This window comes from Salinivibrio sp. ML198 (genome assembly GCF_001996015.1).
In the GTDB taxonomy this organism is placed as follows: domain Bacteria; phylum Pseudomonadota; class Gammaproteobacteria; order Enterobacterales; family Vibrionaceae; genus Salinivibrio; species Salinivibrio siamensis.
On record NZ_MUEZ01000009.1, the window covers coordinates 125,984 to 140,656 of the forward strand.

Genomic DNA, 14,673 nt, shown 5'->3' on the forward strand with positions numbered 1-14,673 from the left:
TTATTCACTGAGTGGCTGGCGGATAAAGGCCAACACTTTTTCACATTCGTCACGGTTACCAATACTGATGCGCAAGCTGTTGGCCACGGCGGTCTGGCGCACAATCATGCCTGCACGTCCTAAACGTGCGAACACCGCGTCGGCGTCATCCAGCGTGATGAGTAGATAATTACCAAAGCCCGGGTGCACCTCAACGCCGGGCAGCATACTGAGGCCGGCTTGCAGGTAGGCACGGTTGGCGGTCAAATCCAAAACCTGGTATTTCATCCGCGCCAAACCGGCCTCGGAGAGCGCTTGCTCGGCAATATCTGCCACGGGGACCGGCACGGGATACGGCGGGATCACCTTAAGCATCAAGTTAATAATAGCGGGGCTGGCAAGGGTAAAGCCGCAACGCAGTCCTGCTAGGGCAAACGCTTTGGATAGGGTGCGCAAAATGGCCAGATTCTCAAAGCGTGCGAGCAAGTCGGTGCAGGTCGCTTCTGGACTAAATTCAATATAGGCCTCATCCAGTACCACAATCGCGCGATCTTGAGTGCGGGTGAGTAGCGCCTCAATGTCGTCGCGGTTAATCAGATTGCCGGTCGGATTATTGGGGCTACACACGAAGATAAGCTTGATGTTGGCATCTGCCTCCAAGGCGCTATCAATCCCCGCCATGTCCAGCTGCCAGTCGGCGGTGAGCGGCACTTGGGTAGTGGCGATACCTTGGTTTTCCGCACTGACCGCATACATGCCATAGGTAGGCGGGCAGATCAGCACGCTATCTTGGTTTGGCTCGCAAAAGGCACGAAGCAACAAATCAATCCCTTCATCGGCGCCACGAGTGGTAATGACTTGGTTTGTTTCGACGCCTGCATAATCCGCATAGGCATTGATCAATGCATTGGGCTGACAGCTGGAGTAGCGATTGAGTCCCTGACCGCTTACGGTGTAAGCGTTGTCAAAGGGTGACTCGTTAGCATTGAGCCAGACATCCCCGCTGCCACCGATGCGGCGGGCTGACTGATAGGGAGTAAGCGCTTGTACTTGCTCACGGGCGAGTTTTTCGATGCTCATGCTAACGAGTCCTCTGAAGCTTGGGCTTGTTGTAGTTTAGTGAGACGAATTTCGACTGCTTGGCGGTGTGCATCCAAGCCTTCTGCTTCGGCAATACGCATCACTGTCGGGCCCAATGTTTGCAAACCGGTGTCGCTAAGCTCTTGCACCGTCATTCGCTTGGTAAAGTCGGCCAGCCCAAGGCTGCTGTAGGTGCGCGTATAGCCATAAGTAGGGAGCACGTGATTGGTGCCAGAGGCGTAATCACCCACGGACTCGGGCGAGTATGCGCCCAAGAAAATCGAGCCAGCGTTATCCAACAGGGGCAACAAATCCCTTGGTTGTTGGGTTTGCACAATCAAGTGCTCCGGCCCATAACGGTTAGAAATAGATACGCATTGGGTGAGGGTGTCGGCAATGATAATCACACTGCTGCCCAGCGCTTGCTTGGCAATCTCCGCACGACTGAGTGTGGTTAATTGCTGCTGCACCGCATCCGCCACTTTCTCTGCCATCTCTGGGGCAGGGGTCACCAGCACCACTTGCGAGTCGGGGCCGTGCTCTGCTTGGCTGAGTAAATCGGCGGCAACAAAGTCTGGATCCGCGCCGGCATCGGCAATCACTAACACTTCCGAGGGGCCGGCAGGCATGTCCATGGCCGCGCCATTGGCGGCAAGGCTCACTTGACGTTTGGCTTCGGTGACATAGGCATTACCCGGGCCAAAGATCTTATCCACCTTGGTCACGCTTTGAGTGCCAAAGGCCATCGCCGCCACCGCCTGTGCGCCGCCCAGGGTATAAATTTCATCAATCTCACACAGTTTGGCACAGTATAAGATTTCATCGGCCACCGGCGGTGGGGTACAGAGCACCACTTTTCGGCAGCCAGCAATTTGTGCGGGCACGCCTAACATCAATACGGTCGAGGGTAAGGGCGCGCTACCGCCGGGAATATACAGCCCCACGCGGTTAATCGGGCGGGTAATGGATTCGCACACCACCCCCGGCATGGTTTCGACTTTCAATGGCTGCGCTTTTTGCGCACGGTGAAAGGTGCTGATGTTATCGTAGGCTTGGCGCAGGGATAGCTTGATATCTTCTCCCAAGCGCGCTTCAGCCTCGGCCAAGGTCGCTTTGTCGAGTTTGATGCTATCGAGTTCGACCCCATCGAACTTTTGGGTCAATGCTTTTAAGCTTTCATCGCCTCGCTCACGGACATCGGCGATAATATCCGCGACGCTCGCTTGGGTTTGCGCGCCGGTTGTGATAGCCGGACGGCGCATTAAGCCTTCTTTTTGTGACTCTCCGAGTGATTTCCAGACCACAGTACGCATGGTGATTTACTCCATCATCTTTTCAATCGGCAGGACCAAAATTGAGCTTGCACCCAACTGCTTCAGTTTTTCCATGGTTTCCCAGAACAGATTTTCGGTACTGACCAAGTGCACCGCGACACGGCTCTTTTCGTGGGCTAATGGCAAGATGGTGGGATCTTCCGCGCCGGGGAGTAGCTCGACCACTTGCTCTAAGGTTTCGCTGGGTGCGTGGAGCATGATGTATTTGGACTCTTTGGCTTGGATGACACCTTGCATGCGGGTGAGCAAGCGTTCAATCAATGCGGTTTTCTCTTCACTGAAGCTGCCTTCACGCTGGATCAATACTGCTTTTGAGCGGAATATGACTTCGGCTTCTTTCAAGCCATTGGCTTCTAAAGTTGCGCCGGTTGAGACCAAATCACAAATCGCATCGGCTAGTCCCGCACGCGGCGCGACTTCGACGGAGCCATTGAGCATACAGGTGCTAAAGTTTACCCCCTGTTTATCCATATAGGCTTTGAGAATATTGGGGTAGGTGGTGGCAATCCGTTGGCTGGCTAGATCTTGTGGACCGTTATAGCTTTGGTCTTTATCGAGGGCGATAGAGAGACGGCAGCCGCCGAAATCGAGTCGGCGCAGTAGTTGATATTGGCTCGGCTCGCCCAGCTTGATGCGCTCAAGGCGTACTTCTTCTAATTCGTTTTCGCCAATCACCCCTAAATCAACCACGCCGTCCATGATAAGGCCCGGGATATCATCATCGCGCACCAGCAGCAGATCGATGGGCATGTTTTCGGCGTGAACCACTAAACGTTCACCGGTGTAATTGATTTTTACCCCGCAGCGTTTAAGCAGCTCTTGGCACTCCTTGGCGAGGCGGCCCTTTTTTTGGATGGCGATACGTAAGCGTTGTGTTTGCATGTGTGCTTCCTTGTCTAAAAATGAAAAGCTAAAAAAGAAAAAACCCTCGGAAGACGGTGCTCCCGAGGGTCTGAATCTGTTAGCTGGCTAATGACCGACGGAAGCGCTTTTTACTCGTCTTCCAGTCGAAACCATTCCTCCCGAAAGACTAGTCAGGATGATGGTGGTGATGCATTGTCATTAGCGATGAAGTCATTTTTTGATGTCCATTTACGTTGGTCAATCTTATTTCTTTTTTGACAATATCAAAGTCAGCTTAGATTGCAACTACAAACATGGAGATTTTTTCACCGCCTAGCATGACAAGCGGTGACGCCTAGACATAAACATCCAGCGAGCCATCATCTTTTTTGCGAGGCGCGCTCTCTTTTTCAGCCTGCGGCGACGCATGGTGATCCGATGGGTCATCTAAGCGACGCTGCTTGCGCTCCTCAATATGGGCTTGCTTTCGAATTGCCCATACTTTGGTTGGCGGTGCATGTGGTGTGCGATACACGGGACTGAGATTGCCGAGCCAATTCATGATTCATCCTCCTCTGGTCTTACTATCAGTATCGACCAAGGAAAAGAATTCTTGATTGATTTTTAACCAGGTCTTCTCAGAGGAGGGTAGAGGCTAACTGCAACACTTTTTAAACTTACGTCCGCTGCCACACGGGCAGGGATCGTTGCGCCCTGCTTTGACATGGCCGGGAAACACACCATCGATATATCGCCACTGAAGCTGTCCATCGATCGTCTCTTTAACAAAACGAGAACGCTCATGCAGAGATTGGGGCTGGCCGTGCGCGATAAAGTGGGCTTTAAAGGTGACAAAGCCAAGTTCACCTTGTTGCAACACCTCGCTATCTACGACCTCGAGCGACTGCCACTGGTGCTGGGTCATGGTGGTGATGTCATCACGAAACGATTCGGCGCCGCATTCACTGTGGTAGGTCTCAACAATAAAATCCACCAAGCCTTCGGGGTGTGCGCTGTAACGTGCACGCATCAATTGCTCCGGATGGATAGCATTGGCGGGGTTCTGATGAATCGGCGCGCAGCAATCTTGATAGGGTTTATTGCTGCAACAAGGGCATAAATCAGTTTGCATAACTATCTCTTAACCAGTCGCTGAACGGTTTAAAAAGGGGTAAAGTCGCGGGTTTGCAAGTCACAATCTTGTTCATTGCACACCAACACAGAGCCGTGTTGATACCAATCGCCTAGCACAATACGTCGGTACTCGGTGCCGTGTTGGTGCCACTGGTGGATATGAGGGCGATGGGTGTGGCCGTGAATCATATGGCGTACATTGGCGTTATCCAACTGGCGCTGCACCTCTTGCGGCGTGACATCCATGATGGACGTTGACTTTTGTTGGTTGGCATTGGCACTGCCCGCGCGCATTTTGGCCGCAATCTTGCGGCGCCACGTCAGTGGTAGGCTCAGAAATAGTCGCTGCAACCAGCGTTGGTGGACTTTGCGGCGAAATGCCTGATAATCAACATCCTCGAGGCACAAGGTATCTCCGTGCAGGATCAGGGTGGGGGTGCCATATAAATCGATGCATTCAAGCTCTCTTAACAGCGTTACGCCGGTTTCTCTAGAAAAGCGTTGGCCAATTAAAAAATCACGATTGCCATGAATAAAGTACACTGGCACGCCTTGCTCAGTCACCGCGGAAAACGCCGCTTTAATTTGTCGATGAAACGGGCTGTTGTCGTCATCACCAATCCAAACCTCGAATAAATCCCCCAGAACATACAGGGCGTCGGCATTTATCGCCTCTTGCTTCATAAATCGTTCGAAGCAGTCAGTGATATCTTGCCGCGTCGGGCTTAAGTGTAAATCAGCAATGAAGAGGGTATGAGACATGCGTTGGTTTTATCATTAATAGAAAGCGGGTCGCGACGAAAAAGAAAGGGTAGCCTTGGCTACCCTTGCTCGATAGTGTCACTTCAGTCTTCAATAGTCACGCTATTGATCAACACTTCTTCGACCGGGACGTCCTGATGAACATAACCCCAGTTACCGGTGGCAACGCCTTTGATCTTGTTGACCACATCCATGCCTTCAACCACTTCGGCAAACACACAGTAGCCCCAGCCATCTGGCGTTTTAGCTTTGTGATCGAGGAACAGGTTGTCATTGACGTTGATAAAGAATTGCGAGCTTGCTGAGTGCGGCTCCATGGTGCGAGCCATCGACAAGCGCCCCGTCAAGTTGCTGAGGCCGTTATCAGCTTCGTTTTTAATTGGCGCACGGGTTGCTTTTTCTTCCATGCCAGAGGCCATGCCACCGCCTTGGACCATAAAGCCGTCAATCACGCGGTGGAACAGGGTTCCGTCGTAAAAGCCGTCACGGCAGTATTGTAAAAAGTTCTCGACCGTAGCCGGTGCTTCGTCTGCAAACATGCGAAGTTTGATGTCACCGAACGTGGTATGAAGAGTCACCATGATGTAATCCTGTCATTGGCTTGGCTAAAAAGGATCACAGATTTTAGCCGAAAGTACTCGCTGATCAAGCAAAGATCCCCTGGATGTGGAATTAATCATCATTCCTGAGTCGTCCTTATCTCAGGCGAGCCGGGAAAAAGCGATTAAGACACGGGCTCAACATGTGCGAGTAATTTTTTAAGCAACACGGCGAGTTCGGCTTGCTCATCGGCGGTGAGACCCGCCAAGAGTTGGTGTAAATTGTTGGTATGATCCGTCACCGCTTTATCGATTAATCCCATACCCGCGTCTGTCAGTGAGACATAGACGCCACGGCGATCGTTGGGATCAGGGCTGCGAGACACCAAGCCTTTTTGCTCGAGGCGATCGATACGGTTGGTCATCGCGCCCGAAGTAAGCATCAAGGCATCGAGCAGCTGGTTGGGTGTTAATGTATAGGGTGAGCCTGCACGACGTAGGGAGGCCAATACATCAAACTCGCCAGGGTTAAGGTTATATTGGCCAAATACTTGTTGCAGTTTGGGATTAATATTGCCCAAAACCCGTGCGAGACGGCCCGTGATCGCCATCGGGCTGGGGTCGATATCTGGGCGCTCGTCGTGCCATTGGCGTAAGATGAGGTCAACTTTGTCCTCTTGGGGCGCGGAAGGGGTTACGTTATCAGTCATGATTCTGCCACATCGGTTAGTCTCAATAAGATCGGTGAGTGCCAATCAGTCAGTGGGCCAGTTTGCCCAATAAATACTTATCGATAAAGATTCTTTATTGAAAAATAAATGAATAGACTTAAAAAGCTCAAGCGATAATCTCGGTTTTAGTAGTAACTTGTGAGCCCAGTCTTAATGTTTCACAGGCCTTAGCCGGCGTGAGAGGCTTGCGTCATGCCAGTAGAAAAGGTGTAATAGCTGCTTCACCTTACTCAAAGTCACTATTGTAACGAGTCATCAAATTATTATGTCGACGCAAACCCCCCCGTTAAAGATCTACAACTCACTGACGCGAGATAAAGCTGTCTTTCAACCCATCACGCCGGGAAAAATCGGCATGTATGTGTGTGGGGTGACGATTTACGATCTCTGTCATATTGGTCACGGGCGTACTTTTGTTTCGTTTGACATGATTGCGCGCTACTTGCGCTACTTGGGCTTTGATTTGACCTTTGTCCGTAATATCACGGATATCGATGACAAAATCATTAAGCGTGCGGCGGAAAATGGCGAGAGCTGTGACGCATTGACCGAGCGCTTGATCGGTGAAATGTACCAAGACTTTGATGCTTTAAACATGGCGCGTCCTGATATCGAGCCACGTGCGACGGACTACATCGATGAAATCATCGCACTGGTAGAAAAGCTGATTGAGCGTGGCTTCGCCTATGTCGCAGATAATGGCGACGTGATGTTTGAAGTGGCCAAGTTTGATGCTTACGGCAAGCTGTCAAAGCAAGACCTCGATCAGCTACAAGCGGGCGCCCGTGTGGATGTTGAAACAGCCAAGCGCAGTCCTCTCGATTTTGTGGTGTGGAAAATGTCCAAACCTGGCGAGCCGACATGGGAATCCCCGTGGGGGCCAGGCCGTCCAGGTTGGCACATTGAGTGCTCGGCAATGAACTCTGCGATCTTGGGCGAACATTTTGATATTCATGGTGGCGGCTCTGATTTGCAGTTCCCGCACCATGAGAACGAAATTGCCCAATCTTGCTGCGCCCATGACACCCCATATGTCAACACCTGGATGCATAGCGGGATGGTGATGGTTGATCGTGAAAAGATGTCCAAATCCTTGGGGAATTTTTTCACCATCCGTGATGTATTGGCTCATTATGATGCTGAAACCGTGCGTTATTTCTTGCTGTCCGGTCACTATCGCAGCCAGTTGAACTACAGCGATGAAAACCTCAATCAAGCCCGTTCAGCACTTGAGCGTCTGTACACCTCGCTTCGCGGTTTAGACACACAGGCCGTACCTGCCGGTGGCGATGAATACGTGGCACGCTTTGAAGCGGCGATGAACGATGACTTCAATACCCCAGAGGCCTATTCGGTGCTATTCGATATGGCTCGAGAGGTTAATCGACTGCGCGGCGATGATCAGGCGGCGGCATCCGCGCTGGGCGCGCAAATGCGCAAGTTGGCGTCAATCCTTGGTTTGCTCGAGCAAGATGCCGATAGCTTCTTGCAAGGCGATGCAGGGGCTGATGATGAAGTGGCTGAAATCGAGGCGCTCATTCAAACACGTAATGACGCCCGTAAAGCTAAAGATTTTGCCACCGCCGATGCCGCGCGTGACGCGCTCACCGCGATGGGCATTGTGCTGGAAGACGGCCCGCAAGGCACCACTTGGCGTCGTAAGTAAGCGACTGTTATTTGCCATTGAGCCACTAAAAACGGAGCCGACCCGCTCCGTTTTTTGTTATCGGTATCTCGTACTTTTACGCAGGCCTGCCGTGTCACTCAACGTGAAGCCAGTGTTACAGCCCAGGTGTGACCACGCGTTTATCGGCTTCCGGCAGCTCACTGCCACAATGCTTACAAAATGAGGCGTCGGACTCATGGCCGCTTTTTGAGCAGTTAGGGCATTTTACCAAGTTGCGATGCAGTGACATCTGCTGACCGATTTCGGCGGTGATGATCCCTGTAGGCACGGCAATAATCGAATAGCCCATCAACATGGTGAAAGACGCGAGTGCCTTGCCAATATCGGTTTGCGGCACAATATCGCCATAGCCGACGGTGGTGAGGGTGACGATCGCCCAATAGATGGCATAGGGAATACTGGTAAAGCCATTCTCTGGCCCTTCAATCACGTACATAAGTGCGCCGAAGACGGTGACCAGGATCGCCACGGAGAAGAAGAAAATCATCACCTTGCGCGATGACAGCATCATCGAGCGTAACAATATGTTGGAGTCTTCCAAAAAGCGCATCAGCCTCAAAACACGGAAAATGCGCAATACCCGCAACAGGCGTACCACCATCAGGTAAGTGGTGCCTGGGACAAAAATCGCGATATAGGTGGGCAGAATCGCCAGTAAATCTACCACGCCGTAAAAGCTTCGCGCATAAGCAGACGGGCGCGGAGAGCAATAAAGGCGCAGTAAATACTCGATGGTAAAGATGCCGGTAAAGCCCCATTCAATCCAATAGAGCCATTGCGACCATTGAGCGTGAAAGCTAGCGATGGATTCCAGCATCAACACCACCATCGAGGCCAAAATCATCACAATTAGCACCAAATCAAATGCCTTCCCGTGCTTCGTCTCGGTGCCAAAGATGGTGGTGTAGAGATAATGTTGAAGACGGCTTTGTGACTTATTCATTCGCTTACCTTGCTATAAACCTTCCATGATTGAGCCGCAAAAAACCGGCACGGCAACTGCCTGCGTGCCGGCTTGCTAGTACTACGCGCTGCACGGGATGACCGCGCGTTTAGTTGAGGCCAGGAAACAAAGCGCGCATGCCAGAGGCGATAAACTCGATGCCTAATGAGCCCAGAATAAGACCCATGATCCGCGTAATAACGTTGATACCCGTTTGGCCTAAAAATTTCACTACTGCAGGGCCGACTTTAAATAATCCCCAGATTCCTGCAGAGAACAGCACGAGGGTGGTGATTAATGTAATCGTACTCCAGGTATCGGGGTATTGAGAGCCATACACAATGGTTGAGCTGATCGCACCTGGCCCGGCGAGCAGCGGCATTGCCAGCGGCACGACGCCCACTTGTTCACGACTAATGGTTTCGGATTGCTCCTGCTTGTTTTGCTTACCCTCACCCAACTTACCGTTCATCATGGTAAAAGCGATACTGAGCAGCAACATGCCACCGGCCACCCGGAATGAGTCGAGGGAGATACTGAATAAATCCAGCAACATCTGACCGGCAAGCAGAGAAACAATCAAAATGATCGCGACCGCGATGGCTGCGGTGTATGCCGTGCGGTTTCGTTCTTGTTTATCAAGATGTACGGTGAGGGTGACAAAAACGGGCATGATACCGATAGGGTTAACGGCGGCAAAAAGCCCGACAAAAAACTGCACAAAAATCATGGTGTCGAAAGCGGCCATGGTGACTCTCGTAATGCTGTGAGGAAGTCCAGTTTCTCTCGGGTTAAATCAATGGCGCCAGTATAGCGATATCAGTTTAAAAACCAACCACTCAGCCATGTATTTTCTGCATGCAGTGGTTGCACGTTTTGAACCAACTTAAGATGGCTCACTCAAACGATTTGTCGTCATGCAACTTTCGCACGGCAAACTATACTGAGGGTCGGTGTCGTGGGTATAAACAACCATCTTCAGGCGTTTTGTTGAAATTTACATACAGTATCGACATATAGACTTGTCTCATCATGTAAAAAAAATGTTACTTTGATGAAAATTTTAGACACATACATTCTGTGCTACAAAAATATTAAACCCAGTAACTGTGGGGGTTAAGCGTAAAGTTTATTGTGGTTGATTTGATAACAACTGATCGAGATCAAGTTACTCATGCTGTGAAAACTTATACTCAGTTTTGAAAGTTATTTACTAAATGCCACGCACCGAATGGCAACACTAACCAAAGATAAACATGGCTTAGTAAGCAAAGACGCGGCGTTAAGCAATTACTAAATGATTTTCAAATATGAACCAGGAGACGACTATGCCTGTCACTAATATTGCTGAACTCAACGCGATGGTTGAGCGTGTCAAAAAGGCACAACAAGAATTTGCGACCTATTCACAGGAGCAAGTAGATAAGATCTTCCGTGCCGCATCTCTGGCTGCAAACAACGCGCGTATCCCACTGGCGAAACAAGCGGTTGAAGAGTCAGGCATGGGTATCCTCGAAGACAAGGTTATCAAAAACCACTTCGCCTCTGAGTTCATCTACAACAAATACAAAGACGACAAAACCTGCGGGATTCTCGAAGAGAATGACGAATTCGGCACCATGACTATCGCCGAGCCCGTTGGCCTTATCTGCGGTATCGTGCCAACCACTAACCCAACCTCTACTGCGATCTTCAAATCACTGATCTCACTGAAAACGCGTAACGGCATCATCTTCTCGCCACACCCACGTGCGAAAAACTCGACCAATGATGCCGCGAAACTGGTTCTCGATGCAGCAGTGGCTGCGGGCGCACCGAAAGACATCATCGGCTGGATTGACCAACCTTCAGTTGAGCTTTCTAACGCACTTATGAAGCACGACGACATTAACCTGATTCTGGCGACCGGTGGCCCAGGCATGGTGAAAGCGGCATACTCATCAGGTAAACCTGCGATTGGTGTGGGTGCGGGTAACGTGCCTGTGGTTATCGATGAAACCGCTGACATTAAACGTGCTGTCGCGTCTGTACTGATGTCAAAAACCTTCGATAACGGCGTGGTGTGTGCGTCAGAGCAAGCGGTTATCGTGATGGACGAAGTGTACGATGAAGTGAAAGAACGCTTTGCGTCGCACAAAGGCCATGTATTGAGCAAAGCAGACGCCGATAAAGTGCGTAAGGTACTACTTATCAACGGTAACCTTAACGCTGATATCGTGGGCCAACCTGCCACTAAGATTGCAGACATGGCCGGTGTAAGCGTGCCATCAGACACTAAAATCTTGATTGGTGAAGGGCTGGAAATCAGCATCGAAGAAGAGTTTGCTCACGAGAAACTGTCGCCAACCTTGGGTATGTTCCGTGCCAAGAGCTTCGAGCACGCGGTCGATATGGCGTGCAAAATGGTAGAAATGGGCGGTATCGGCCACACCTCTGGCCTATATACTAACCAAGATGTGAACCAAGACCGCATCAAATACTTTGGTGACCGCCTGAAAACGGCTCGTATCCTAGTCAATATTCCAACCACGCACGGTGGTATCGGTGACTTGTACAACTTTAACGTTGCACCGTCACTGACATTGGGCTGTGGCTCATGGGGTGGTAACTCAATTTCTGAGAACGTTGGGCCTAAACACCTGATGAACAAGAAAACCGTAGCGAAGCGAGCTGAGAATATGCTGTGGCACAAACTACCAAAATCTATCTACTTCCGTCGCGGCAGCTTGCCAATCGCACTGAGTGACCTAGAAGACAAGAAACGCGCGATGATCGTGACTGACCGCTTCCTGTTTAACAACGGTTATTCAGAGCAAATCGAGTCAATGCTTAAAGCGCAAGGCATGGACGTGAGTACTTTCTTCGAAGTAGAAGCGGATCCAACCTTAAGCGTGGTGCGCAAAGGTGCGGAAGCAATGAAGAGCTTCCAGCCAGACGTGATTATTGCCCTAGGTGGTGGTTCACCGATGGACGCGGCGAAAATCATGTGGGTTATGTATGAGCACCCACAGACAGCCTTTGAAGAGCTAGCGATGCGCTTTATGGATATCCGTAAACGTATCTACAAATTCCCGAAAATGGGTAAAAAAGCCGAGCTGGTTTGTGTGACAACCACATCAGGCACCGGTTCAGAAGTGACTCCGTTTGCGGTAGTAACGGACGATGAAACTGGGGCGAAATATCCACTGGCCGACTACGAGCTGACACCACAAATGGCGATTGTTGATGCCAACCTGGTGATGAACATGCCGAAGTCACTGACAGCCTTTGGTGGTTACGATGCGATTACTCACGCACTGGAAGCCTATGTGTCTATCCTCTCTAACGAATATTCAGAAGGGCAAGCACTGCAAGCGCTGAAATTGCTGAAAGACTATCTGCCAGCGAGCTATGCGCACGGCGCAAACGACCCAATTGCACGTGAGAAAGTGCACAATGGTGCCACCATTGCCGGTGTCGCATTTGCTAACGCCTTCTTGGGTGTGTGTCACTCAATGGCGCACAAAATCGGTGCTGAGTTCCACTTGCCACACGGCTTGGCGAACGCGCTGCTGATTTCCAACGTAGTACGTTTCAACGCCAATGATAACCCAACCAAGCAAACGGCATTCTCGCAGTACGACCGTCCACAAGCACGTCGTCGTTATGCAGAAATCGCTGACCACCTTGGCCTGGCACAAGACGGCGACCGTACCGCACAGAAAATCGAGCGCCTGCTAGCATGGCTTGAAGAAATGAAGCTGAAACTGGATATCCCAGTCTCAATTCAGGCAGCCGGTGTACCAGAAGCGGACTTTATGGCCAAACTGGATGAGCTAGCGGAAGAAGCGTTTGATGACCAATGTACAGGCGCTAACCCACGCTACCCACTCATCAAAGAGCTGAAAGAAGTGTTGGTTGCGTCATACTACGGTAAGCCTTACGTGGAAGGTGAAACCTTCGAAGGCACCACGGTTATCAAGAAAAAAGATGACCAACCAGCCGCCGCACCGACTAAAGCCGCGAAAGCAGCGAAAAAAGACGAAAAAGCAGACGCCTAATTAACCTAGGTAACCGCTTAACGACAAAGACCCGCTTCGGCGGGTCTTTTTGTATTTGAGAGAGCGATCTTCTACCCACTTGCCTCTAACAACCGGCCGTTAAAAGAATCGTTGGAGACGATGTACTCGGCATTGCGGATAAACTCATCATCGACACCGCGACTCGGCTGGCTTCGGTGACGCGGGACAATACCGCCGACACGAATTTTCAGCGCGGAAAGCTCTTTGGCCCACCGCTGGGTCAAACCGCCAATCATGGCGTTGGCAACCGTATCGGGCGTGAGATGAGTGCCCGCGACATTAATGATCACGCCTGGCCGACCGCGTTGCTGCATGCATTCTGCTGCACGTTGGACGACCAAAAAGTATTGTGACGTGGTATCACTGAGTGTTTTGGGTGTGTCCCATTGATTGTCACTGTCAAAAAGCTTAGGCAGGATATCCCCTTGCCAATGATTAATGAGCACATCAATGCCACCAAAAAGCCGAGTAACTTGGCTGAACGCATCGTGAATAGAGTCAGGCTCATGGTCAGCTAAACAAATAGGCTGAACGCGCCCCGGATAGTTGCGGCATTGATCGGCACTTAAGCGCAGCGCTGGCCACTCGGTATCGAGCAGCACCACGTTGGCGCCAAGCGAGCAAAAATGCTCAGCCATGGCGCGTCCAGACGGTGAACCACCTGCGGTAATGACGACCACTGCGCTATCGATCTTCATGAGAGTTTCCTCATAATTATCAGTCTATTAAAACAACCTGATGCATTTATTTACCCAAGCAAGTCACGAGAAAGTGACAGCTTACTCACACCTTATTCAAGCATGGGAGTGTAATACTGGACCATAAATACGAGGACTGCGAAAAAAAGACTAAAAACGTCAGGTGGAATGGCAAAAAGAATATCGGGAATCTATAGAGGATCACAATTTGATAAAGGATCCACCAATGTCATCAAGATCGACTTGCGATCTGACGCATTATGCGCTCACACGCATTTTATCAAAGCAATGTGAGGTGGTGAGCTTTTCATACAAAGTGGCGGGGTTATACGCAGGGCGCTTGGGCTCGGTATCGGTCAAATGACGGCGCTCGTGGCCAGATAAATTATGATAGACCGCTTCGTCAAAACCGTGTGTACCTTGAGGGGGATAATGCATGGCCGCGGGGGCAAGCTGAAAGCGCAGGTTGGCGCTGGCAATGCCGCCCCGATGAAAGGCATCGGCTTGCGCACTGGCGCGTTGATAGTCTTCTTCATTACTGGCGGCAAGAGGTTGTGGGTCGGGCAGTTGGAACTGCTGACGGAGCACCTGATCATTGCTGACGGGCGCATCAATCGGCGTCAGCGGGGTCGACTCGTTGGCATCACCAGATAATAGCGCCATCATCAGCGCAAAGTCGGAACGACGCCCTTGTACCACCGCATGGTTTAGGTTGTCCCCAAACTGAACGTCGCTAATCAGCTGCGCTTTGTCGATGGTATGGATAGTCACTGTGGTTACCCTAGTTATGACGTGGTCGATACGGTAATAACTAGGCTATCGGCAGCAGACGAGAAACTTTAACGCTTTTCTTTGGTTTGGCTTAAATATCTTTGGTTGGTG

At 50.8% G+C, this 14,673-nt stretch carries 14 protein-coding genes and 1 other annotated feature; of the genes, 2 read left to right on the forward strand and 12 right to left on the reverse strand.

Annotation, left to right across the window (positions count from 1 at the left end):
- From hisC to BZG25_RS08330, 8 genes are all read right to left on the reverse strand, one after another.
- A complete protein-coding gene (gene hisC, locus BZG25_RS08295; protein ID WP_108744019.1) occupies window positions 1–1,053 on the reverse strand; it encodes a histidinol-phosphate transaminase in 1,053 nt (350 codons plus the stop codon).
- Between the two features lie 2 nt (window positions 1,054–1,055).
- Window positions 1,056–2,372 carry a histidinol dehydrogenase gene (gene hisD / locus BZG25_RS08300; RefSeq protein ID WP_077638830.1) on the reverse strand — a complete coding sequence of 439 codons (1,317 nt, stop codon included), beginning with the start codon at window positions 2,370–2,372 and terminating at the stop codon, window positions 1,056–1,058.
- 6 nt (window positions 2,373–2,378) lie between these two features.
- The gene (gene hisG / locus BZG25_RS08305; RefSeq protein WP_077606935.1) at window positions 2,379–3,275 is read right to left on the reverse strand and encodes an ATP phosphoribosyltransferase; all 897 of its coding nucleotides are present in this window, start codon (window positions 3,273–3,275) and stop codon (window positions 2,379–2,381) included.
- Window positions 3,276–3,309: 34 nt separating this feature from the next.
- Window positions 3,310–3,448 (reverse strand) — a sequence feature (His leader region).
- Window positions 3,449–3,591: 143 nt separating this feature from the next.
- Window positions 3,592–3,798 carry a hypothetical protein gene (locus BZG25_RS08310; protein WP_046075342.1) on the reverse strand — a complete coding sequence of 69 codons (207 nt, stop codon included), beginning with the start codon at window positions 3,796–3,798 and terminating at the stop codon, window positions 3,592–3,594.
- Window positions 3,799–3,891: 93 nt separating this feature from the next.
- Window positions 3,892–4,368, reverse strand: a complete 477-nt coding sequence (locus tag BZG25_RS08315; protein WP_077638831.1) for a YchJ family protein — start codon at window positions 4,366–4,368, stop codon at window positions 3,892–3,894.
- A gap of 29 nt (window positions 4,369–4,397) precedes the next feature.
- A complete protein-coding gene (gene lpxH, locus BZG25_RS08320; protein WP_077638832.1) occupies window positions 4,398–5,132 on the reverse strand; it encodes a UDP-2,3-diacylglucosamine diphosphatase in 735 nt (244 codons plus the stop codon).
- 83 nt (window positions 5,133–5,215) lie between these two features.
- Window positions 5,216–5,713 carry a peptidylprolyl isomerase gene (locus BZG25_RS08325; protein WP_046075345.1) on the reverse strand — a complete coding sequence of 166 codons (498 nt, stop codon included), beginning with the start codon at window positions 5,711–5,713 and terminating at the stop codon, window positions 5,216–5,218.
- Window positions 5,714–5,856: 143 nt separating this feature from the next.
- Complete coding sequence (locus BZG25_RS08330; RefSeq protein ID WP_077638833.1) at window positions 5,857–6,381, reverse strand: MarR family winged helix-turn-helix transcriptional regulator; 525 nt, start codon at window positions 6,379–6,381, stop codon at window positions 5,857–5,859.
- Between the two features lie 286 nt (window positions 6,382–6,667).
- Between BZG25_RS08330 and cysS the strand changes: the two genes are divergently transcribed.
- Window positions 6,668–8,068: a cysteine--tRNA ligase gene (gene cysS, locus BZG25_RS08335; RefSeq protein WP_077638834.1), complete on the forward strand. Its 1,401-nt coding sequence runs from the start codon at window positions 6,668–6,670 to the stop codon at window positions 8,066–8,068.
- Between the two features lie 115 nt (window positions 8,069–8,183).
- Here the strand turns inward: cysS and BZG25_RS08340 are convergent, their stop codons facing one another.
- Together BZG25_RS08340 and BZG25_RS08345 are read right to left on the reverse strand one after the other, a co-directional pair.
- Complete coding sequence (locus BZG25_RS08340; protein WP_046075348.1) at window positions 8,184–9,032, reverse strand: ion transporter; 849 nt, start codon at window positions 9,030–9,032, stop codon at window positions 8,184–8,186.
- A 109-nt stretch (window positions 9,033–9,141) separates the two neighbouring features.
- Window positions 9,142–9,780 (reverse strand): YchE family NAAT transporter, encoded by a 639-nt coding sequence (locus BZG25_RS08345; RefSeq protein ID WP_046075349.1) that lies wholly within the window; start codon window positions 9,778–9,780, stop codon window positions 9,142–9,144.
- Window positions 9,781–10,342: 562 nt separating this feature from the next.
- Between BZG25_RS08345 and adhE the strand changes: the two genes are divergently transcribed.
- Window positions 10,343–13,072, forward strand: coding sequence for a bifunctional acetaldehyde-CoA/alcohol dehydrogenase (adhE, locus tag BZG25_RS08350; protein WP_255352030.1), 2,730 nt, complete (start codon window positions 10,343–10,345; stop codon window positions 13,070–13,072).
- Window positions 13,073–13,143: 71 nt separating this feature from the next.
- Here adhE and BZG25_RS08355 read toward each other — a convergent pair whose 3' ends face one another.
- Both BZG25_RS08355 and BZG25_RS08360 read right to left on the reverse strand, forming a co-directional pair.
- Entirely contained in the window at window positions 13,144–13,791 is a 648-nt protein-coding gene (locus BZG25_RS08355) for an SDR family NAD(P)-dependent oxidoreductase (RefSeq protein WP_077606940.1), read from the reverse strand.
- A gap of 258 nt (window positions 13,792–14,049) precedes the next feature.
- The gene (locus tag BZG25_RS08360) at window positions 14,050–14,562 is read right to left on the reverse strand and encodes a VC2046/SO_2500 family protein (RefSeq protein WP_077638835.1); all 513 of its coding nucleotides are present in this window, start codon (window positions 14,560–14,562) and stop codon (window positions 14,050–14,052) included.
- Window positions 14,563–14,673: the final 111 nt, after the last annotated feature.